Here is a 21934-nt window from a genome sequence, read left to right on the forward strand (position 1 = left end):
CTCACGCCGATGCGCTTCGTCCGCTCCCTGCTGCTGCTGATCTACTTCATCCTGTACACGGTGCCGTACGCCACCGCGTGCTTCATCGCGTTCCCGTTCATGCGCCCCGACGCGCGCTACTGGATGGCGGCCGGCTGGTGCAAGTCGACGCTGTGGGTCGTGCGCTGGCTGAACGGCATCCGCTACCGAATCGAAGGGTTCGAGAACCTGCCCGACGGCCCGGCCGTGCTGCTGTCGAAGCACCAGTCCGCGTGGGAAACGCTCGCGTTTCCGGCGCTGATGCCGAAGCCGCTGTGCTACGTGTTCAAGCGCGAGCTGCTATACGTGCCGTTCTTCGGCTGGGCGCTCGGGCTGCTGCACATGGTCAACATCAACCGCAAGGAAGGCAAGAACGCGTTCAATTCGGTGATCCGCCAGGGCAAGAAGCGCCTGTCGGAAGGCGCATGGATGATCATGTTCCCCGAAGGCACGCGCACGCCGGTCGGCAAGCAGGGCAAGTACAAGACGGGCGGCGCGCGCTTCGCGATCGAAACCGGCACGCCGGTCGTGCCGATCGCGCACAATGCAGGTCGTGTGTGGCCGCGCAACTCGTTCACGAAATTCCCGGGCGTCGTCACGGTGTCGATCGGCAAGCCGATCCCGAGCGAAGGGCTGACGCCCGATGCATTGAACTCGCAGGTCGAAGCATGGATCGAAGCGGAAATGCGCCGCATCGATCCCGATGCGTATCGTCAGGCGGGCAACGCCGGCACACGCGATGCCGCGCGCGCCTGACGCCCCGGATTGCAGCCGTTGCGTACGACAAAAAGAAGCGAACTGATGAAACAGCGTCCGCGGCCACGGCCTGCCGTCGTGGCCCTCGATCATCGCCAGATGGATCTGCCGCTCTTCGACGGGCCGGCCGCCGCGCCGTCGGCGCCGGCCGCTCCGCCCGCACCGCCCGAAGCCGCCCCCGCTGCTCCACTCGATCCGGGTCCGGCGCCCGATCGCTCGCGCGTGCGCACGTTCGCGCTCGACAGCCGCGTGCTCGAATACCGGCTGAAGCGCTCCGCGCGCCGCACGATCGGCTTCACGATCGACGGCAGCGGGCTGTCGATCACCGCGCCGCGCTGGGTCACGCTCGCCGACATCGAAGCGGCGATCGCCGAAAAGCAACGCTGGATCTTCGCGAAGCTCGCCGAGTGGAAGACGCGCACCGAGCAGCGCGCGCTGCCGCAGATCGACTGGCGCGACGGCGCGCAACTGCCGTATCTCGGCAAGACGGTGACGATCGCGCTCGGCGCGGGCGCCGTCGCCTTCGACGCCGACGCGCTGCGGCTGTCGCTGCCGCTGCCCGTGCAGGCCGACATGCAGCAGATCAAGGATCGCGTGCAGGGCTGGCTGCAGGGCGAAGCGAAACGCATCTTCGGCGAACGCCTCGTCGTGTATGCGGAAAAGCTCGGCGTCACGTATTCGATGTATGCGCTGTCGTCGGCCGCGACGCGCTGGGGCAGCTGCTCGAGCGACGGCAAGATTCGCCTGAACTGGCGGCTGATCCATTTCCCGATGTCGATCATCGACTACGTCGTCGCGCACGAGCTGTCGCACCTGCGCGAGATGAACCACAGCCCGGCCTTCTGGCAGACCGTCGAATCGATTTTCCCCGAGTTCCGCGAAGCGCGGCACACGCTCAAGCATCATCCGCCCGAGCTGCTGCCGTCGCTTTGACGCGCGCGGCTGCGCTGCCAACGAAAAAGGGCGATGCGGATTACCCCCGCACCGCCCTCTTTGCTGCTGCGGCGCACGTCGTACGCCGCAGCCCGGTTCATCCGGCGCTTACTTCTTCTGGATGAACTCGATCTTGTAGCCGTCCGGATCCTCGACGAACGCGATCACGGTCGTGCCGTGCTTCATCGGGCCCGCCTCGCGCGTGACCTTGCCGCCTTGCGCCTTGATCTTCTCGCAGGCCGCGTACGCATCGTCGACCGCCACCGCCAGATGGCCGAAGCCGTTGCCGAGATCGTAGGACGGCGTCTCCCAGTTGTGGGTCAGCTCGATCACGGTGCCCGTGCTTTCGTCTTCGTAGCCGACGAACGCGAGCGTGAACTTGCCTTCCGGATAATCCTCGCGACGCAGCAGCTTCATGCCGAGCAATTCGGTGTAGAACTTGATCGAGCGGTCGAGATCGCCGACTCGCAGCATCGTATGCAGCAAACGCATGTGTTGTACTCCTGTGGGGACTTTCCAGAGTTGGAAATTCTACCGGAGTCGGGTGAAATTCGCCGGGGGCGCCTAGCCGGGAGCGCCTAGCCGGGGGCGCCTAGCCCGGCGCGCCGAGCCCGGAACGGGCCCAACAAGCACGCGGCCGATGCCGCGTATCGGTTGCCTCGGCGCGAGCAAGCGCGCAACGACTGAAAGCGGCAAGATCCGGCTCGCCCGACCCCGCGTCGATCGGGTAACATCCTGCCACTTCGCACCAAAAGCGGGCATGCGCGCCGCCGCCCGACCGCGACCACCCACTTTTTCTTGCCGCCCCACTGCCGTGCGAAACCGTCGATTCGAGCGCGCCGGACGCGCCGCCCGCCTGACCTCCGTGCCGCAAGGTCCGACCAGCGAGGCGCGCCGATGACCGCACTTGCCGCCGCCCCCGTGCGCCGCGCACTCGATACGCGCGCCGTCGGCCTGATGCTGCTGCTGTGCGCGATCTGGGGCTTCCAGCAGGTCGCGATCAAGAGCACGAACGCCGCGATCGCGCCGATGTTCCAGGCCGGGCTGCGCTCGGTGATCGCCGCGGTGCTGCTGTGGGGCTGGGCCCGCACGCGCGGCACGCCGCTGTTTCAGGCGGACGGCACGCTCGGCGCAGGCATCGCGGCCGGTGCGCTGTTCGCCGGCGAATTCATCTGCGTGTTCTTCGGGCTGACGCTGACGAGCGCGTCGCACATGGCGATCTTCCTGTACACGGCGCCGTGCTTCACCGCGCTCGGCCTGCACCTGTTCGCACCGGGCGAGCGGCTGCAGCGCACGCAATGGGCCGGCGTCGGCCTCGCATTCGCCGGTATCGCGCTCGCGTTCGCGGACGGCTTCCTGAAGCCGCGCGCGCCCGGCGCATCGGTGCTGGCAGGGCTCGCCGGCGACGCGCTCGGGATCCTCGGCGGCGCGATGTGGGCCGCGACGACGGTCGTCGTGCGCTCGACCGCGCTCGCGCGGGCCAGCGCGAGCAAGACGCTGTTCTACCAGCTCGCGGTATCGGCGGTCGTGCTGGTCGCGCTCGCCGCGCTGTTCGGCCAGATGTCGTTCGCGCGGATCACGCCGGTCGCGCTCGCGAGCCTCGCGTACCAGTCGGTGATCGTCGCGTTCGTCAGCTACCTGTCGTGGTTCTGGCTGCTGACGCGCTACAGCGCGTCCCGGCTGTCCGTGTTCACGTTCCTGTCGCCGCTGTTCGGCGTCGCGTTCGGCGTGCTGCTGCTCGGCGAATCGGTCGGCTGGCGCTTCATGTCCGCGGCCGCGCTCGTGCTGACCGGCATCGCGCTCGTCAACGCGCCGCCGCGCCGGCGGATGTGACGACCGGCGCAAAGACACGCGGGCAATAAAAAAGCTGCCAGTCGGGCAGCTCTCTTCGATACAGCGGGTGGGCGGCTCGCGCCACGCACGTCATCCGGCCTTGCGCAGCGCCGCCAGCGCCTGCGCCGCGCCGACGTATTCGGCCACGCTCACGTCCTCCGCACGGCGCGCGAGATCGAAGCCGAGCGCATCGAAATCGATCGTCTCGCGGTAGTCGCCGAGCGTGTTGCGCAGCATCTTGCGGCGCTGCGAGAATGCGGCGGTGACGATTTCACCGAGCAGCACCGGGTCGACGTCCGGCAGTTCGTGCGGCTCGTACGGAATCATCCGGACGATCGCCGAATCGACTTTCGGCGGCGGCTGGAACGATTCCGGCGGCACGTCGAGCATCTTTTCCATCACGTAGCGGTACTGCAGCATCACCGACAGCCGCGAGAACGCCTTCGTGCCCGGCTCCGCGACCATCCGCTCGACGACCTCGTTCTGCAGCATGAAATGCTGGTCGATGACCGCATCGGCGAACGTCATCAGGTGAAACAGCAGCGGGCTGGAGATGTTGTACGGCAGGTTGCCGACGATCCGCAGCGACGGCTTGTCGCCGGGCGCCGCGAGCGAGCGGAAGTCGAACGCGAGCGCGTCGCCCGCGTGCAGCTCCAGCAGCGCGCCGAAGCGTTGCTGCAGGCGCCCGATCAGGTCGCGGTCGAGCTCGACCGCGTGCAGCGGCGACTCGGGCGTCGCGAGGCGCTCGATCAGCGGGCCGGTCAGCGCACCGAGCCCGGGGCCGATCTCGACCATCCGCTGGCCGCGCGCGGGGCCGATCGTCGCGACGATCGAGTCGATCACGCCGTGATCGACGAGGAAGTTCTGCCCGAAGCGCTTGCGCGCGAAATGGCCTTGGTGCTGTCTGCTGTTCGACATCGACTGACTAAACGAAAAATGCGACGAATGGGATAAACCGGCAGCGTCAGGCTGCGCGGCGGTGGCGCGCCATCGTGACGGCCGTATCGAGCGCGGCGATCATGCTGCCCGGATCCGCGCGGCCGGTGCCGGCCAGATCGAGCGCGGTGCCGTGATCGACCGACGTGCGGATGATCGGCAGCCCGAGCGTCACGTTGATGCCCTCGCCGAACGTCGCGTACTTCAGCACGGGCAGACCCTGGTCATGGAACATCGCGAGCACGCAATCGGCATCGGCCAGATGGCGCGGCTGGAACAGCGTGTCGGCCGGATACGGGCCGCGCGCGTCGATGTGCTGCGCGTTCGCGCGAGCCAGTGCCGGCGAGATCACGTCGATCTCCTCGCGGCCGAGATAACCGTTCTCGCCCGCGTGCGGGTTCAGGCCCGTCACGAGGATGCGCGGCGCGGCGAGACCGAAATCGCGCCGCAGGTCGCGGTCGATGATCGCGAGCGTCTCGACGAGCCCGTCGATCGTCAGCGCGGCCGATACGTCCTTCAGCGGCAGATGCGTGGTTGCGAGCGCGACGCGCAGCGGCCGATGGCCGGTGCCGGCCAGCATCATTACGACGCGCGGCGTATGCGTGCGTTCGGCCAGGTATTCGGTGTGACCGGTGAACGGCACGCCCGCATCGTTGATCGTGCTCTTCTGCAGCGGCGCGGTGACGATCGCGTCGTACCGGCCCGCCAGCGCGCCGTCGATCGCGGCGTCGAGCAAGCCGAGCACGTACCGGCCGTTCGCCGCGTCCAGCTTGCCCGCTTGCGCGGGCGCCGCCAGCGCGTGATGCGCGACCGACACCTGCGCGCCGCCGGCCAGCGTGACCGCGTCGGCGCCGACCGCCGCCGCTCGCGCGTCGAGCAGCGCGGCATCGCCGAGCACGGTGAAATGCGCGTCGGGCCAGCGCTGCGCCGCATCACGCAGCGCCTGCACGGTCAGTTCCGGGCCGACCCCCGCGGGTTCGCCGGTCGTGATCGCGATCTGCAGCGCGCGCGTGGTCATCCGATGCTCGCTCAGTTCGCCGGGCCGACGCCGCCAATCTTGTACTGCACGTACGACGAATCGCGCAGCTCGCGCAGCCAGTCGGCATAGGCCTGTTCGGCCTTGCGCTGGCCGATCGCCTGACGGGCGATGTCCATCTGCTGCTGCACCGATCCTTCCGCGTCGCGGCGGTTCAGCACCTGGATCAGGTGATAGCCGTATTCGGTACGAATCGGCTGGCTGATCTGCCCGTCCTGCAGGTTGTTCATCGCGCGCTCGAATTCCGGCACGGTCTCGCCCGGGCTGATCCAGCCGAGATCGCCGCCCTGCGACGCCGAGCCGTCCTGCGAGTAGGTGCGCGCGAACTTCGCGAAATCGCCGCCGGCCTCGATCTGGTTGCGGATGTCGATCAGTTGCTGGCGCGCCTGGCCTTCCGACTTGCCTTCGCCGACGCGCAGCAGGATGTGGCGCACGTGCGTCTGGACGATCTTCGGCGCCGCGGCGCTCGCGCCCTGGCTCGGGCGGCGATCGACGAGGCGCACGATCTCGAAGCCGTCCGGCACGCGGATCAGCGTCGGGTTGACCTGGCCCGGACGCAGCTTCGACGCGGCGTCGACGACGTCCGGCGGCAGCGCGCTCGGCGACTTGAAGCCGAGATCGCCGCCCTTCTTCGCGTCGTTCGCTTCGGAGTTGTTCTTCGCGAGGCGCTCGAAATCGGCGCCCGACTTCGCCTGCTGCAGCAGCGCTTCGGCCTTCTTCTGCGCGGCTTCGATGTCGGCCTGCGGCGCGTTGGTGGGCGCCTTGATGAAGATGTGCTGGAAGCGCAGGTCCTGCTGCTGCGATGCGTTCGGCCCGCGCTGGCTCGCGATGTAGTTCGCGACCTCGGCGTCCGACACCGTGATCTTGCCGTCGACCTCGCGCTCGCGCAGCTTCGACAGCATCAGCTCGGTGCGTGCGTCGCCCGTGAAGACGCTCCAGGGCACGCCCTGCGCCTCGAGGCGCGCGCGGTACTGGTCGAGCGTCATCCCGTTCGCCTGCGCGAGACGCTGCAGCGTGGCCTGCACGGTCGCGTCGTCGATGCGGATCCCGTCGTCCTTGGCCTTCTGCACCTGGATACGTTCGAGCACCATCTGGTTCAGCACCTGCGCGCGCAACTGGTCGGCCGGCGGCACCGGCGCGTTCTGCTGCTGCAGCCGGCGCGCGATCAGGCCGACGCGCTGGTCGAGTTCGCGGCCCGTGATCACGTCGTTGTTGACCACGGCGACGACTTCGTCGGCGAGCTGCGCACCTTGCGAACCGAGTGCCTGCGCCGCGGCCGGCGCGGCGGCGAGCAGCGCGGCGGACGCGGCGAGGCTGGACACGACTGCCGCGAAACGAAGGGTTTTCTTCATTGCCACTGAAACTCCATTGAAATCGTGCTGACCGGTGCAGACATGCCGGCGTTACTCGTAGTTGCTGAAGCGGGACATCGGCGGCGGCGGCGGCGGCAACGGCGTGTAGCCCGGCACCCCGGCGCGGAATGCGGACACGAGGCCGTTGTCGACGGTCGACAAGCCCTTGAGCGTCAGTTGCATCATGAAGCGCGTCGACGAGTTCTGCTGTCCCGACGAATTGATACCGTTCGCCGCCCGCTGCACCCCGACCCCGAGCGCCCAGCAATCCGCGTCGTATTGTAAGCCGACCAGACCGTCGACCACGCGATCTCCGGCGAAGTCGTAGTTGAAGCGGCCGATCGCATACAGGCGGCGCGTGAGCGGCCACTGCGCGGACACCAGGAACTGGTTGATCGGCTGGTTGTCGAGCGTGGTGTTCGTGCGCGTATAGCGGTAGCCGACGTTGATCACGCGGCGCTCGCCCGGGCTGTAGCCGAAACCGATGCTCGACTTCACGAGCTGATTGTTGTTCTGGTTGTACTGGAACGCCGTTTCCGACATGAAGCCCGAGCCGAGCTTCAGCGCGGCGCCGACGATCAGGTCCGAGTGGCGCGCGAGCACGGCGCTCTGCCCGGGGGTCAGCGTGACGCGCTGATCGGCGAAGTAGTACTGCTGCGCGATCACGAAGCGCGCGCGCTCGTCGCCGGTGCGCGGATCGATGAAGCGCGACGTGAGGCCGGCCGTGATCCGGTTCGCGTCGGCGATCCGGTCGTTGCCGACGAACGTGTTCGGCTGGTAGATCTCCGCGAGGCCGAAATCCGATTCCGCGGTGTCGAACAGCGGCGCGTTCGACTGGTCGCGATACGGCGTGTACACGTAGTACAGGCGCGGCTCGAGGGTCTGGATGAAATCCTGGCCGAACAGGCGCACCGAACGGTCGAAGATCAGGCCCGAATCGAAGCTCACGGTCGGGATCGACTCGGTGAAACGCTTCGGGTTGTTCGGTGTGGTCGACGACAGGTAGTTCAGGTCGTACGACGCCAGGTGGTACTGGACCTTCGGCACCGCGAAGTAGCCGGGGCCGTACACGCCGTACGAGATGTACGGGTTGAAGACGACCCGGTCGCCCTGGGTCGCATCGGCGGTCGTGATGCGGAACCGCGAATAGTCGGCTTCCGCGCCGAAGTCGAACCCGCCGACGTTGTACTTCGTGTACTTCACGTTCAACTGCGGCTCGCGGCTGTACGGCGCGATCGACGGCGGCAGCGTCTGCCAGTGCTGGTAGCGCGCGAGCACCGACCACGGACCGTTGTTGTACGTGAGGCCGGCTTCCTGCTGGTACAGCGTCTGCGTCCCGTTGATGAACTGGTTCGCCGACCCGAGGTCTTCCGGATACGTGTTGTCCGAGACCTTGTTGAAGTAGACGTAGCCGCCGAAACCGCCACCGAAGTTCTGCTGGTGCTGCCAGTAGATCGCGTAGCGGTTGCGATGCGCGAGCCGGTCGTCCGGCAGGTAATTGGCCGTGAATGTGCCCGAATACGACGGCGACAGGTAGCGGAACGTCGCTTCGGCCATCACGCCGCGCCGCGAGATGATGCGCGGCGTGAGCGTCAGGTCGCGGTTCGGCGCGATGTTGAAGTAGTACGGCAGCGACAGCTCGAACCCGTTGTTCGAGTTCACCGAGAACGTCGGCGGCAGCAGGCCGCTGCGCCGCTCGCCGGACAGCGGGAACGTCATCCACGGGCTCGCGAAGATCGGCACGCCCTGGAAGAACAGCACGCCGTTGCGCGCGGTGCCCTCGTCGGCGCCCGTATCGAAGTCGAAGCGGCTGCCCTTGATGTACCACGCGGGGTTCGTCGAGCACTGGCACGCGGTATACGTGCCGTTGACGAACACCGAGCGCTCGTTGTCGACCATGTCGACGCGCTCCGCGCTGCCCGACCCGCCCGTCACGTTGAAGTGGTACTTCGGCGCGGTCATGAAGCCCTGGTTCGCCTCGATCTTCAGGTGCGCCTCGGGGCCGGCGAACGACGTGCCGCCATTGACCACCTTGACCTGGCCGTACGCATCGGCCATGTCGGTATCCTGATCGTAGTGGATCGCGTCGGCCTTCACGACGGCGTCGCCGCGCCGCAGCTCGGCCGAACCCTTCGCGGCGAGATCCTGCTCGGCGGTGCCGCTCGTATGGTCGGCGATCACGAAGGCGGCCGGCTTCGCGCCGTCCTTCAGCGGATGATCCTCGAGCTGGGGCGCGAGACGCAGATCCCACGGCGAGTCGAGCGGCTGCGGCTGCGCGGCCGCGCCCGACAGCTGCGCGTACGACACGGCCGGCACGAGGCCCGGCACGGCCAGGAGCGCAAGCGCGAGCCGCCGTTTGCGCGGCGCCCCGTCACCGGGGAAAACATTCGGGAATAGCGGTTTGGGCGGCATCTATCGTTTGGCGAATCGCCCCTTGTCAACCGCGCCTGCACGGCACCTTCGCGCGCGGCGGGCCGCGCCGTCGAGCCGCGACTGCGGCTCTTCGCAAACCGGGGAGGCGATCGGGCGGACGGCGCGACAGGCGGCGGGCCTGCACGGCGGAAGCTGACGCGGGGCGCGTCAAAAAAGTCGTGGGGTATTATATGGCAAGACGTTCCCCCCTCCGCCGAGTTTCATGACGCCCCCATCCGCCGCATCCCAGCCCGACGCCCGCCTCGACGCGCTCACCGCGTGGCTGCACCCGCTCGCCGAGCGCTACGCCCTCGATCTGTCGACCCTCGCGCCCGCGTCGTCGGACGCCAGTTTCCGCCGCTATTTCCGCGTCGCGTCGGCCACGCGCCCCGGCGGCACGCTGATCGCGGTCGATGCGCCGCCGCCCGAGAAGTGCCGCGAGTTCGTCCAGGTCGCGCAGCTGCTCGCCGCGGCCGGCGACCACGTGCCGGACGTGCTGGCCCACGATTTCGACGCGGGCTTCATGCTCGTGACCGACCTCGGCCGCACGTCGTACATCTCGGTGCTCGATCCGGCCGATCCGGCCGCGGCCCGCCCGCTGATGCGCGCCGCGCTCGACGCGCTGATCCGTTTCCAGCTCACGTCGAGGCCCGACGTGCTGCCGCCGTTCGACGAGGCGTTCCTGCGCCGCGAAATGGAGCTGCTGCCCGAATGGTTCGTCGGCCGCCATCTCGGCAAGCCCGTCACCGACGCGATGCGCGGCACGCTCGACCGCACGTTCGCGCTGCTGGTCGCGAGCGCGCACGCGCAGCCGCAAGGCTTCATGCTGCGCGACTTCATGCCGCGCAACCTGATGGTCTGCGAGCCGAACCCGGGCGTGCTCGACTTCCAGGACGCCGTCTACGGGCCGCTGACGTACGACGTCGTGTCGCTGCTGCGCGACGCGTTCATCAGCTGGGACGAGGAGTTCGAGCTCGACTGCTTCGCGTACTACTGGGAAAAAGCGAAGAAGGCCGGCCTGCCGGTCGATCCGGATTTCGGCGAGTTCTACCGCCAGCTCGAATGGATGGGGCTGCAGCGCCACATCAAGATTCTCGGCCTGTTCGCGCGCATCAATTATCGTGACGGCAAGCCGCACTACCTGAACGACCTGCCGCGCTTCCTGACCTATGCGCGCAAGGTCGCGCTGCGCTATCGCCCGCTCGTGCCGTTCGCGAAGCTGCTCGACGAGCTCGAGGGCAACGCGCCGGCCGACGTCGGCTATACGTTCTGACCGTCCTCACACCCAGTCGACCATGAGCACACCCCTGACCACGGCGATGATCTTCGCCGCCGGGCGCGGCGAACGGATGCGCCCGCTCACGGACACGCGCCCGAAACCGCTGCTCGAAGCCGGCGGCAAGCCGCTGATCGTGTGGCAGATCGAGGCGCTCGCGCGCGCGGGCATCGACACGATCGTGATCAACCACGCATGGCTCGGCGAGCAGATCGAGGCCGCGCTCGGCGACGGCTCGCGCTGGGGCGTGCGGCTCGCGTATTCGGCCGAGGGCGATGCACTCGAAACCGCCGGCGGCATCGCGCAGGCGCTGCCGCTGCTCGAACGCGGCGGGCAGCCGACGGTGTTCGCGGCCGTCAGCGGCGACGTGTACTGCGCGTTCGACTACCGGACGCTCGCGCCGCACGCCGCCCGGATGGCCGCGCTCGACGCGCCGGCGATGCACCTCGTGATGGTGCCGAACCCGCCGTTCCACCCGGCCGGCGACTTCGCGCTCGGCGACGACGGCCATCTCGCGCTCGACGGCGCCGCGCGCGTCACGTTCGGCAACATCGGCGTGTACGACACGCGAATGTTCCGCGACCTCGCGCCCGGCACGCGGCGCGCGTTGACGCCGTACTACCGCGCGACGATCGAAGCCGGCCGCGCGACCGGCGAACTGTACGAAGGGATCTGGGAGAACGTCGGCACGCCCGCGCAGCTCGGCGAGCTCGACGCACGGTTGCGCGCCGCCGCGGGCTGACGGTTTCGCGGCCGGGCGACGGTTCGTCGAGCAGCCGGCGCGGTGCACCGATGGCCTGACGGGCCGATGAATACCCGGCCAAGCCGGGATCACGTGCCGCGGACGTCCGCCGGTTCACCGACCGCGACGCCGTCCCGCCGCCCGTTGCCGAGCGGGCAGCCGAACGGGCGGCCAACCCTCCGCGCCCGCCGCGCACGTGCCGCGCGGCACCCGCGCTCACGCGGCCTCGGCCTCTTCCCCGCCCGCCGCCGCGCGCTGCTGCTGCAGCGCCCACATCTGCGCATACAGCCCGTCCGCGCGCACGAGTCCGTCGTGCGTGCCGCGCTCGACGATCCGCCCGCGGTCCATCACGAGAATCTGCTGCGCGTGCACGACCGTCGACAGCCGGTGCGCGATCACGAGCGTCGTGCGATGCCGCGCGATCTGATCCAGCTCGTGCTGGATCGCGCGTTCCGAGCGCGAATCGAGCGCCGACGTCGCTTCGTCGAACAGCAGCACCGGCGGATCCTTCAGCAGCGTGCGGGCGATCGCGACGCGCTGCTTCTCGCCGCCCGACAGCTTCAGCCCGCGCTCGCCGACCGGCGTGTCATAGCCCTTCGGCAACCCTTCGATGAAATCGTGGATGTGCGCGGCACGCGCGGCCGCGACCACCTCGTCGCGGGTCGCCGTCGGCCGGCCGTACGCGATGTTGTAGTAGATCGAATCGTTGAACAGCACGGTGTCCTGCGGCACGATCCCGATCGACGCGCGCAGCGATTCCTGCGTCACGTCGCGGATGTCCTGCCCGTCGATCCGGATCGCGCCGCCCGTCTGCCGGTCGAGATCGTAGAAGCGGAACAGCAGCCGCGACAGCGTCGATTTCCCCGAACCGCTGTGGCCGACCACCGCGGTCGTCGTGCCGGCCTCGATCGTAAACGTCACGTCGTGCAGGATCTGCCGCGACGGCTCGTACGCGAAGTTCACGTGCTCGAAGCGCACCTGCGCGCCGGCCACCGCGAGCGGCGGCGCATCGGGCCGGTCGGCCACTTCCTTCGGCGCCGACAGCAGCCCGAACATCCGGTCCATGTCGGTGAGGCTCTGCTTCAGCTCGCGATAGACGACGCCGAGGAAGTTCAGCGGGATGTACAACTGCAGCATGAACGTGTTGATCAACACGAGATCGCCGAGCGTCAGCTTGCCCGCGAGCACGCCCTGCGTCGCGCGCCACAGAATGAACACGAGCCCCGTGCCGATGATCGCCTGCCGGCCGAAGTTCAGCACCGACAGCGAGTTCTGCGAGCGAATCGCGGCCTTCCGGTAGCGCTTCAGGTTCTCGTCGTAGCGCTGCGCCTCCCACGCCTCGTTGCCGAAGTACTTCACCGTCTCGTAGTTGATCAGCGAGTCGATCGCCCGCGAATTCGCACGCGAATCGAGTTCGTTCATCGTGCGGCGAAAGTGCGTGCGCCAGTTGGTGACCTTCACGGTGAACACGATGTACGTGACCAGCGCCGCGAACGTCACGTACGCGTAATAGGCCTCGTACTTGACCACGAAGAAGCCGAGCACGAGCCCGACCTCGACGAGCGTCGGCAGGATGCTGTACAGCGAGTACGAAATCAGTTGCTGGATGCCGCGCGTGCCGCGCTCGATGTCGCGCGACATGCCGCCCGTCTGCCGCTCGAGATGGAACCGCAGCGACAGCCCGTGCAGATGCCGGAACACCTGCAGCGCGAGCTGGCGCACCGCGCTCTCGGTGACCTTCGAGAACAGGATCTCGCGCAACTCGGTAAAGAGCGACGTCGACAGCCGCACGAGCGCATACGCGACGACCAGCAGCCCGATCCCGCCCGCGAGCACGATCCCGGCCGACTGCTCGGCCCGGCCGAGCGCGGTGAGTTGCTGCACGGCGGACAGGTGGTCGACGATGCGCTTCATCACGACCGGCACGCCGAGGTTCGCGACCTTCGCGCCGATCAGGCAGCCGAGCGCGAGCGCGACGCGCCATTTATAGGTGACCAGGTACGGCAGCAGCGACCGGATGGTCTGCCAGTCGTTGCGAGGCCCGGTCGAAGCCGGCGCGGGCTCGCCGGAAGCGGGAAATCGGCGCATGGGGAAAAGGTCCTGCGGCGATGCGGGACGCGCGTATCGGCGGCCGGCTCGCGCGCTTTCTCGTACAATTTGCGAACGTTGTATTGTCGCAGAAGCCGCTTCGCGCCGCTGCCGGCGGCCTCGCCGGCCAGCCTGCGCGCGGCGGCTCGTTTATTACAGGATGAAAGCCCCCGCCATGACCGATTCGACCCTCGAACTCCCGCAGAAGCAGCCCGCGCTGCGCGTCGTCCCGCAACCGCACGACGCGAACGTTCACGGCGACGTATTCGGCGGCTGGATCATGTCGCAGGTCGACATCGCCGGCTCGATTCCCGCTAGCCAGCGCGCGAACGGCCGCGTCGCGACGGTCGCGGTCAATTCATTCGTGTTCAAGCAGCCGGTATTCGTCGGCGATCTGCTGAGCTTCTATGCGACCATCATGCGCACCGGCAACACGTCGATCACGGTCGACGTCGAGGTGTACGCGCAGCGCATGCGCCTGATGGGCGAAGTCGTGAAAGTCACGGAAGCGACGCTCACCTACGTCGCGACCGGCTCGGACCGCAAACCGCGGCAACTGCCGCCGCTTTGACGGCGGGCAAGCGCCGCGGCGCGGCGTGCGCCCGTCAGTGCGTGGCCGCCAGCCCGAACTCCCGCATCGCGGGCACGAAATCGTGATTCAGCGTCGGCTTGCGCGACAGCTTGACCAGCACGTAGCGCTGGAACGGCGCAAGCCGCTGCCACTGCGCGAGCGCGGGCGCCGGCAGCCCGGCCAGCGCGCTCTGCTGCACGAGCGACTCCGGCACCGCGTCGACGGCGCGCCAGGCCGGCTGCTCGTCTGGCTGGAACCATGACGGCTCCAGATCGGCGTGCGTGCGCAGCATTTCGAACAGCGCGTGATCGAAGTTGGGCTCGATCGCGGTGTCGTCGTCGGCCGGAAAGCGCGCGAGCAGCTTGCGGTCCTCGAGCGGCAGCAGTTGCCACTGTTCGAGCGAAATCCGCAGCCCGAAGCGGTCGAGATTGAAACGCACGATCATCGGGATGTACGTGAAGTTTTCCGACGAATCGTGTTCGAAGTTGAAGAGCAACGGAGCGTCGCTGAGTCCCATGATCGTTACCTGACGTGGCGGATGCCGGCGCGGCCGGCTTGCCTGCGGTATTTTAGAACCTCTGCGCGCGGGCGGCGGCACGATCGTCGCCGGCCGTACTTCGAATCAACGGGAGTGCTCGTGAATCCGACCCAATCAGACGAACCGCGCGGCGCGTTGCGCGACGAACCGCGCGGCGCGATCGAGCTGTCCGTGAGCCGCACGCGCGGCGACGCGGTAGAGACCGCGCACGACTTCGTCGGCCAGGAATGGCCGGTCGCACTCGTCTTCAACGGCATCTCGCATGCGGTGATGATGTGCACGCCCTGCGACCTCGAAGCGTTCGCGGTCGGCTTCGCGATCTCGGAGGGAATCGTCGCGCGCGGCAGCGACATCAAGGACATCGACGTGATCCTGCACGCCGACGCACCGCTGCCGCATGCGGAAGTGCATCTGGAAGTCGTCCAGCAGGCGTTCGCCGCGCTGAAGGACCGGCGCCGCGCGCTCGCGGGGCGCACGGGCTGCGGCGTTTGCGGCATCGAAAGCATCGACCTGCTCGACCTTGCGCCCGAACGCGTGCCCGACACCGGCTTTCTCGCGCGCCTCGCGCCCGACGCGCTGGCACGCGCCGCGCATGCGCTGCCGGCTCATCAGGCGCTGACGAAACTGACCGGCGGCCTGCATGCGGCCGCGTGGTGCGACGCAACAGGCGCGATCCGCACCGCATTCGAGGACGTCGGCCGCCACAACGCACTCGACAAGCTGATCGGCTCGCTCGTGCTGGCGCGCGCCGATACCACCGACGGCTTCGTGTTCCTGTCGAGCCGTGCGAGCTACGAGCTCGTGCGCAAGGCCGCGCGGGTCGGCATCCCGTTGGTCGCGACCATCTCCGCGCCGTCGTCGCTGGCGATCGAAATCGCGAAGGCGGCCGGCTTGCGACTCGTCAGCTTCTGCCGCGAAACGGGCCACGTCGACTACGGCACGGCCTGAACGCACTTTAGGCCGCGCACCGGCGATCCACCGCCGGCGCGGCCTGCGCCGTCAGTCGAACTGACGGAAATCCGGCTTGCGCTTCTCGAAGAACGCCGTCATCGCCTCGCGCGCTTCCGGCGCGCGCAGCATCGCGGAGAAGTGTGCGGCTTCCTCGGCCATCCGCGCGGGCGTCGCCACGCCGCCCGTATCCTTGAGCAGCGCCTTCGTCACGCGCAGCGATGCCGCCGGCAGCGCCGCTAGCTTCGCCGCCTGCTTCGCCGCGAACGCGTCGAGCTCGGCCGCCGGCAGCACGCGGTTGACGATGCCGATCCGGTGCGCTTCCAGCGCGTCGAACGCCTCGCCGAGCAGCAGCTTCTCGGCCGCGACCTGATGGCCGGCCAGGCGCGGCAGCAGTGCGCTCGACGCGGCTTCCGGGCACAGCCCGAGCTGCACGAAAGGCAGCGAGAACGTCGCGGTGTCGGCCGCATAGACCAGATCGCAGTGCAGCAGCATCGTCACGCCGACCCCGACCGCAATGCCGGGCACGGCCGCCACGACCGGCTTGCTCGCGCTGCTGATCCGCGCCAGAAACTGGAAGACCGATGCGGTGTCGTCCTTCGGCGGCGACTTCAGGAAATCCTCGAGATCGTTGCCCGAGCTGAAATTGCCGTCGCTGCCGCGCAGCAGGATCACGCGCGTCGCCTTGTCTTCCTGCGCGTCGGCGAGCGCATCGGCCATCGTCTGGTACATCGCCGCCGTCAGCGCATTCTTCTTCGCCGGGCGCGCGATCGTGATCGTCATCACGCCGTCGGCGCGTTCCACTTGAATGTCGGCCACAACCGTCTCCTTTGACTGTCTCTGCCGGAATGAAAAAACGGTGCGCGAGCCCGTGGCCCGCGCACCGTCGTCGCTTTTCGTCGCGTCCCGCTTACAGGCGTTCGATGATGCCCGCGGCGCCCATGCCGGTGCCGACGCACATCGTGACCATCCCGTACTTCAGGTTACGGCGGCGCAGGCCGTGCACGACGGTCGCCGCGCGGATCGCGCCGGTCGCGCCGAGCGGGTGGCCCAGTGCGATCGCGCCGCCCATCGGGTTGACCTTCGACGGATCGAGGCCGAGATCGCGCATCACCGCCAGCGATTGCGCGGCGAACGCCTCGTTCAGCTCGATCCAGTCGAGATCGTCCTGCTTCAGGCCGGCGGCCTTCAGCGCGGCCGGAATCGCTTCCTTCGGGCCGATCCCCATGATTTCCGGCGGCACGCCGCGCACCGCGAAGCTCACGAAGCGCGCGAGCGGCGTCAGGTTGAATTCCTTCAGCACCTTCTCCGACACGACGAGCAGCGCGCCCGCGCCGTCCGACGTCTGCGAGCTGTTGCCGGCCGTGACCGAGCCCTTGTTCGCGAACACCGTGCGCAGCTTCGCGAGGCCTTCGAGCGACGTATCCGCGCGCGGACCTTCGTCGAGCTTGATCTCGCGCGTCTTCACGTCGACTTCGCCGGTCGCCAGGTTCGGGAAGCGCTCGGTGATCGTGTACGCGGCGATTTCGTCGCCGAACTCGCCGGCCTGCTGCGCGGCGAGCGCCTTGCGGTGCGATTCGACCGAGAACGCGTCCTGGTCGTCGCGGCTCACTTTCCACTGCTCGGCGACGCGCTCGGCCGTCAGGCCCATCCCGTACGCGATGCCGAAGTCTTCGCTGCGATCGAAGATGTGCGGCGACATCGACGGCTTGTTGCCCATCATCGGCACCATGCTCATCGATTCGCAGCCGCCCGCGAAGATCGCGTCCGATTCGCCGACGCGAATGCGGTCGGCCGCCATCGCGAGCGCGGTGATGCCCGATGCGCAGAAGCGGTTGACCGTCACGCCGCCGACCGTCTGCGGCAGGCCCGCGAGCAGCGCGCCCATGCGCGCGACGTTCAGGCCCTGCTCGGCTTCCGGAATCGCGCAGCCGATGATCGCGTCCTCGATCACCTTCGTGTCGAGGCCTGGCACCTGCGCGACCGCCGACTTGATCGCGTGAACCAGCAGCTCGTCGGGGCGCGTGTTCTTGAAGACACCGCGCGGGGCCTTGCCGATCGGGGTGCGGCTGGCGGCGACGATGTATGCGTCTTGCAGTTGTTTGCTCATTTCAGACTCCTTGTCTGCTCGCTCAGTTACGCACCGGCTTGCCGGTCTGCAACATGCCCATGATCCGTTCCTGCGTCTTCTGCGTGCCGAGCAGCTCGACGAACGCGCGGCGCTCGAGCGCGAGCAGCCATTGCTCGTCGACGAGGCTGCCGGCCTCGACGTCGCCGCCGCACACGGCTTCGGCGATGCGGCTCGCGATCAGGTAGTCGTGGTCGCTGATGAAGCGGCCGTCGCGCATGTTGACGAGCGAGGCCTTGATCGTCGCGATCGCCGAACGGCCGGCGACCGGCACGTCCTTCGCGCGCAGCGGTGCGCGGTAACCGGTATCGGCCAGCGCACGCGCTTCCTTCTTCGCGGTGTCGAGCAGTTCGAACACGTTGAAGACGATCGTGTCGGACGGCTTCACGTAGCCCATCGCACGGGCGTCGTGCGCGGACGCCGACACCTTCGCCATCGCCGCGTTCTCGAACGACTTCGTGACGAACTTCAGGATGTCGGTGGTCGCGTTCGCGGCCGTCGCGGCGTCCGCGGCGCGCAGCGCCGCTTCCTTCAGGCCGCCGCCGGCCGGCACGAGGCCGACGCCCACTTCGACGAGACCGATATAGCTCTCGACGTGCACGACGCGCTTCGCGCTGTGCAGCATCAGCTCGCACCCGCCGCCGAGCGCGATGCCCGACACGGCCGCGACGACCGGTACGTTCGCGTACTTCACGCGCAGCATGCCTTCCTGGAACTTCTTCACGAACGGCTCGATGCCCTTCGCGCCGCCCATCATGAACGCGGGCATCGCCTCCTCGAGGTTCGCGCCGGCCGAGAACGGGCCGCCCGGCGTGCCGAGCTTCAGCGACGTCGGCTGCCAGATCACCACGCCCTTGTAGTCCTTCTCCGCGAGTTCGATCGCCTGCACGAGGCCGTCGATCACGCTCGGTCCGATCGTGTTCATCTTCGACTTGAACGACACGATCACGACGTCGTCTTCACCGGCACGATCGTCGACCCACGCGCGCACCGCGTCGGTCTCGAACAGCGTCTTGCCGTACGTCTTCGGATCGGCGCCGGCTTCGCCCAGCAGCGGCGCGCGGAACACCTGCTTGCGGTACACGGCCAGGTCCGAACGCGGCACGAAGCGCTTCGATGCCGGCGCCCACGAGCCTTCGGCCGTGTGCACGCCGCCCTTCTCGGCGACCGGGCCTTCGAGCACCCACGACGGCAGCGGCACGTTCGCGAGCGCCTTGCCGGCCGCGATGTCTTCCTGCACCCACTCGGCGACCTGCTTCCAGCCGGCGGCCTGCCAGCCTTCGAACGGGCCTTCGTTCCAGCCGAAGCCCCAGCGGATCGCGAGGTCGACGTCGCGCGCGTTGTCGGCGATCGACTCGAGATGCACGCCGATGTAGTGGAACACGTCGCGGAAGATCGACCACAGGAACTGCGCGTGCGGATGATCCGTCTCGCGCAACAGCTTCAGGCGCTCCGCCGGCGGGCGCTTCAGGATGCGGCCGACCGTTTCGTCCGCTTTCGCGCCCGAATCGACGTAGCTGCCCGTCTTCGCGTCGAGCACCTTGATCGCCTTGCCTTCCTTCTTGTAGAACCCGGCGCCCGTCTTCTGGCCGAGCGCGCCCTGCTTCACCAGTTCGGCGAGCACGGCGGGCGTCTGGTAGACCGGGAAGAACGGATCGTCGGCGAGGTTGTCCTGCATCGTCTTGATCACGTGCGCCATCGTGTCGAGGCCGACCACGTCCGCGGTGCGGAACGTCGCCGACTTCGCGCGGCCGAGGCGGCTGCCCGTCAGGTCGTCGACTTCGTCGAAGCGCAGGCCGAACTTCGCGGCCTCGGTGATCACCGCGAGGATCGAGAAGATGCCGACGCGGTTCGCGATGAAGTTCGGCGTGTCCTTCGCGCGCACGACGCCCTTGCCGACGACGCTCGTCAGGAAGGTTTCGAGCTGGTCGAGGATCTCGGCACGCGTATGCGCGGTCGGGATCAGCTCGACGAGGTGCATGTAGCGCGGCGGGTTGAAAAAGTGCACGCCGCAGAAGCGCGCCTTCAGCTCGTCCGAGAAACCTTCGGACAGCTTCGTGATCGACAGGCCCGACGTGTTGGTCGCGAAGATCGCATTCGGCGCGATGTGCGGCGCGACCTTCTTGTACAGGTCGTGCTTCCAGTCCATCCGCTCGGCGATCGCCTCGATCACGACGTCGCACTCGGCGAGCTTCGCGATGTCGTCTTCGTAGTTCGCCGCTTCGAGGTACTTGGCGTCGTCCTTCACGCCGAACGGCGCGGGCGACAGCTTCTTCAGGTTCTCGATCGCCTTCAGCGCGATCGCGTTTTTCGGGCCTTCCTTGGCCGGCAGGTCGAACAGCAGCACCGGCACGCGCGCGTTGACGAGATGCGCGGCGATCTGCGCGCCCATCACGCCGGCGCCCAGCACGGCGACCTTGCGAATCAGGAAATTGCTCACGGGATGTCTCCGGATAGTGTCGTGCAGCGCGAGATGTGAGGGCTGCACGGCGAAGTGAGTACCAGGAACCGTTGCGTTCGGGCGGCGCGGCGCAGGCGCGCACCGCCCGGACTCGCGTCAGAACAGCGATTCGTCGACTTCCATCAGCGTCTTCGAACCGGCGCGCGCGGCGCGGATCGTCGACGCCGTTTCGGGCAGCAGGCGCGCGAAGTAGAAGCGGGCGGTGGCGAGCTTCGACTTGTAGAACGGATCGCCCGACGCTTCCTTGTCGAGGGCGAGGCGCGCCATGCGCGCCCAGAAGTACGAGAACACCAGGTGGCCGACGGTGCGCAGGTACGGCACGGCGGCCGCGCCGACTTCGTCCGGGTTCTGCATCGCCTTCATGCCGATTTCCATCGTCAGCTTCTGCACCTTTTCACCGATGTCGGCGAGCGGGTTGATGAACTCGGCCATCTCCGGCTTCACGCCTTCGGCTTCCGCGAATTCGGTGACGAGCTTGCCGAACTTCTTCAGCTTCGCGCCCATGTCGCCGAGCACCTTGCGGCCCAGCAGGTCCAGCGACTGGATCGAGTTCGTGCCTTCGTAGATCATGTTGATCCGCGCGTCGCGCACGTACTGCTCCATGCCCCACTCGGAGATGAAGCCGTGGCCGCCGTAGATCTGCATCGCGTGGTTCGTGCACTCGAACGCGTTGTCGGTCAGGAACGCCTTGATGATCGGCGTGAGCAGCGCGACGAGATCGGCCGCTTCCTTGCGCACGGCTTCGTCGGCGTGCGACAGTTCCTTGTCGATCTGCAGCGCGGACCAGTACGTGAATGCACGCGCGCCTTCCGCGTAAGCTTTCTGCGTGAGCAGCATGCGGCGCACGTCCGGGTGCACGATGATCGGGTCGGCCGGCTTGTCCGGCGCCTTCGGGCCCGTCAGCGAACGCATCTGCAGGCGTTCCTTCGCGTACGTCAGCGAGTTCTGGTAAGCGACTTCCGTGAGGCCGAGGCCCTGCATGCCGACGCCGAGGCGCGCGGCATTCATCATCACGAACATCGCGTTCAAGCCCTTGTTCGGCTCGCCGACCATCCAGCCCTTCGCGCCGTCGAGGTTCATCACGCAGGTCGAGTTGCCGTGGATGCCCATCTTGTGTTCGATCGACCCGCACTTGATGCCGTTGCGTTCGCCCGGCTCGCCCGACGCGTCCGGAACGAACTTCGGCACGATGAACAGCGAGATTCCCTTCGTGCCTTGCGGCGCGTCCGGCAGGCGCGCGAGCACGAGGTGGACGATGTTCTTCGACATGTCGTGCTCGCCGCTCGAGATGAAAATCTTCGTGCCGCTGATCGAGTACGAGCCGTCGCCGTTCGGTTCGGCCTTGGTGCGCAGGATGCCGAGGTCGGTGCCGCAGTGCGGCTCGGTCAGGCACATCGTGCCCGTCCATTCGCCCGACACGAGCTTCGGCAGGTATTGCTGCTGCAGTTCCGGCGCGCCGTGCGCGTGCAGGCATTCGTATGCGCCGTGCGACAGGCCCGGATACATCGTCCATGCCTGGTTCGCCGAGTTCAGCATTTCGTAGAGCGCGTTGTTCACGAACGCGGGCAGGCCCTGGCCGCCGTAGTCGGGATCGCAGCCGAGCGCCGGCCAGCCGGCCTCGACGTACTGCCGATACGCTTCCTTGAAGCCGGTCGGGGTCTTCACGACGCCGTCGCCTTCATACGTGCAGCCTTCGCGGTCGCCGACCTGGTTCAGCGGGAACAGTACCTCGGAGCAGAACTTGCCCGCTTCCTCGAGGACCTGGTTGATCGTGTCGGCGTCGAGGTCCGCATGCTTGGGCATTTGCTTGACTTCGGCTTCGACGTTCAGAAGCTCGTGCAACACGAATTGCATGTCGCGCAGCGGCGCGGCGTACTGTCCCATGACTCTCTCCAAAGGTGGGCAA

The 21934-nt window shown here is 67.8% G+C and carries 18 protein-coding genes; 7 read left to right on the top strand and 11 right to left on the bottom strand.

Annotated features, from left to right (window positions below):
* Nucleotides 1-9 precede the first annotated feature (9 nt).
* On the top strand, nt 10-774 hold the full coding sequence (locus tag CFB89_RS14050) for a 1-acyl-sn-glycerol-3-phosphate acyltransferase (protein ID WP_050014656.1): 765 nt from the start codon (nt 10-12) through the stop codon (nt 772-774).
* Nucleotides 775-819: 45 nt separating this feature from the next.
* Nucleotides 820-1707, top strand: coding sequence for a M48 family metallopeptidase (locus CFB89_RS14055; RefSeq protein WP_027785378.1), 888 nt, complete (start codon nt 820-822; stop codon nt 1705-1707).
* 108 nt (nt 1708-1815) lie between these two features.
* On the opposite strand, the gene gloA is transcribed toward CFB89_RS14055, so the two are convergent.
* Entirely contained in the window at nt 1816-2199 is a 384-nt protein-coding gene (gloA, locus tag CFB89_RS14060) for a lactoylglutathione lyase (protein ID WP_006477863.1), read from the bottom strand.
* A gap of 405 nt (nt 2200-2604) precedes the next feature.
* On the opposite strand from gloA, the gene CFB89_RS14065 reads away from it, so the two are divergent.
* Nucleotides 2605-3540, top strand: a complete 936-nt coding sequence (locus CFB89_RS14065; RefSeq protein ID WP_089468399.1) for a DMT family transporter — start codon at nt 2605-2607, stop codon at nt 3538-3540.
* A 90-nt stretch (nt 3541-3630) separates the two neighbouring features.
* On the opposite strand, the gene rsmA is transcribed toward CFB89_RS14065, so the two are convergent.
* The 4 genes from rsmA to CFB89_RS14085 are packed head-to-tail and all read right to left on the bottom strand — an operon-like array spanning nt 3631 to nt 9276.
* Entirely contained in the window at nt 3631-4458 is an 828-nt protein-coding gene (rsmA, locus tag CFB89_RS14070) for a 16S rRNA (adenine(1518)-N(6)/adenine(1519)-N(6))-dimethyltransferase RsmA (RefSeq protein ID WP_089468400.1), read from the bottom strand.
* Nucleotides 4459-4504: 46 nt separating this feature from the next.
* Nucleotides 4505-5494 carry a 4-hydroxythreonine-4-phosphate dehydrogenase PdxA gene (gene pdxA, locus CFB89_RS14075; RefSeq protein ID WP_089468401.1) on the bottom strand — a complete coding sequence of 330 codons (990 nt, stop codon included), beginning with the start codon at nt 5492-5494 and terminating at the stop codon, nt 4505-4507.
* 11 nt (nt 5495-5505) lie between these two features.
* A complete protein-coding gene (locus CFB89_RS14080) occupies nt 5506-6864 on the bottom strand; it encodes a peptidylprolyl isomerase (RefSeq protein ID WP_089468402.1) in 1359 nt (452 codons plus the stop codon).
* Nucleotides 6865-6915: 51 nt separating this feature from the next.
* Complete coding sequence (locus CFB89_RS14085; RefSeq protein WP_089468403.1) at nt 6916-9276, bottom strand: LPS-assembly protein LptD; 2361 nt, start codon at nt 9274-9276, stop codon at nt 6916-6918.
* 223 nt (nt 9277-9499) lie between these two features.
* Between CFB89_RS14085 and CFB89_RS14090 the strand changes: the two genes are divergently transcribed.
* A complete protein-coding gene (locus CFB89_RS14090) occupies nt 9500-10549 on the top strand; it encodes an aminoglycoside phosphotransferase family protein (RefSeq protein ID WP_089468404.1) in 1050 nt (349 codons plus the stop codon).
* A 22-nt stretch (nt 10550-10571) separates the two neighbouring features.
* A complete protein-coding gene (gene murU / locus CFB89_RS14095) occupies nt 10572-11294 on the top strand; it encodes an N-acetylmuramate alpha-1-phosphate uridylyltransferase MurU (RefSeq protein ID WP_089468405.1) in 723 nt (240 codons plus the stop codon).
* 216 nt (nt 11295-11510) lie between these two features.
* On the opposite strand, the gene CFB89_RS14100 is transcribed toward murU, so the two are convergent.
* Nucleotides 11511-13382 (bottom strand): ABC transporter ATP-binding protein/permease, encoded by a 1872-nt coding sequence (locus tag CFB89_RS14100; RefSeq protein WP_089468406.1) that lies wholly within the window; start codon nt 13380-13382, stop codon nt 11511-11513.
* A gap of 175 nt (nt 13383-13557) precedes the next feature.
* Between CFB89_RS14100 and CFB89_RS14110 the strand changes: the two genes are divergently transcribed.
* Complete coding sequence (locus CFB89_RS14110; protein WP_027809384.1) at nt 13558-13953, top strand: acyl-CoA thioesterase; 396 nt, start codon at nt 13558-13560, stop codon at nt 13951-13953.
* A gap of 34 nt (nt 13954-13987) precedes the next feature.
* Here the strand turns inward: CFB89_RS14110 and CFB89_RS14115 are convergent, their stop codons facing one another.
* Nucleotides 13988-14470, bottom strand: coding sequence for a nitrate reductase associated protein (locus tag CFB89_RS14115; RefSeq protein ID WP_089468407.1), 483 nt, complete (start codon nt 14468-14470; stop codon nt 13988-13990).
* A 114-nt stretch (nt 14471-14584) separates the two neighbouring features.
* Between CFB89_RS14115 and fdhD the strand changes: the two genes are divergently transcribed.
* Nucleotides 14585-15439, top strand: a complete 855-nt coding sequence (gene fdhD, locus CFB89_RS14120) for a formate dehydrogenase accessory sulfurtransferase FdhD (protein WP_089468408.1) — start codon at nt 14585-14587, stop codon at nt 15437-15439.
* 51 nt (nt 15440-15490) lie between these two features.
* Here the strand turns inward: fdhD and CFB89_RS14125 are convergent, their stop codons facing one another.
* From CFB89_RS14125 to CFB89_RS14140, 4 genes are all read right to left on the bottom strand, one after another.
* The gene (locus tag CFB89_RS14125) at nt 15491-16258 is read right to left on the bottom strand and encodes an enoyl-CoA hydratase (RefSeq protein WP_089468409.1); all 768 of its coding nucleotides are present in this window, start codon (nt 16256-16258) and stop codon (nt 15491-15493) included.
* 91 nt (nt 16259-16349) lie between these two features.
* Nucleotides 16350-17549 (bottom strand): acetyl-CoA C-acyltransferase, encoded by a 1200-nt coding sequence (locus tag CFB89_RS14130; protein WP_006477849.1) that lies wholly within the window; start codon nt 17547-17549, stop codon nt 16350-16352.
* A gap of 22 nt (nt 17550-17571) precedes the next feature.
* The gene (locus CFB89_RS14135; RefSeq protein ID WP_089468410.1) at nt 17572-20007 is read right to left on the bottom strand and encodes a 3-hydroxyacyl-CoA dehydrogenase/enoyl-CoA hydratase family protein; all 2436 of its coding nucleotides are present in this window, start codon (nt 20005-20007) and stop codon (nt 17572-17574) included.
* A gap of 117 nt (nt 20008-20124) precedes the next feature.
* Nucleotides 20125-21912 carry an acyl-CoA dehydrogenase C-terminal domain-containing protein gene (locus CFB89_RS14140; protein ID WP_089468411.1) on the bottom strand — a complete coding sequence of 596 codons (1788 nt, stop codon included), beginning with the start codon at nt 21910-21912 and terminating at the stop codon, nt 20125-20127.
* Nucleotides 21913-21934 lie beyond the last annotated feature (22 nt).

The organism is Burkholderia sp. AU16741, from assembly GCF_002223345.1.
In the GTDB taxonomy this organism is placed as follows: Bacteria; Pseudomonadota; Gammaproteobacteria; order Burkholderiales; family Burkholderiaceae; genus Burkholderia; species Burkholderia sola.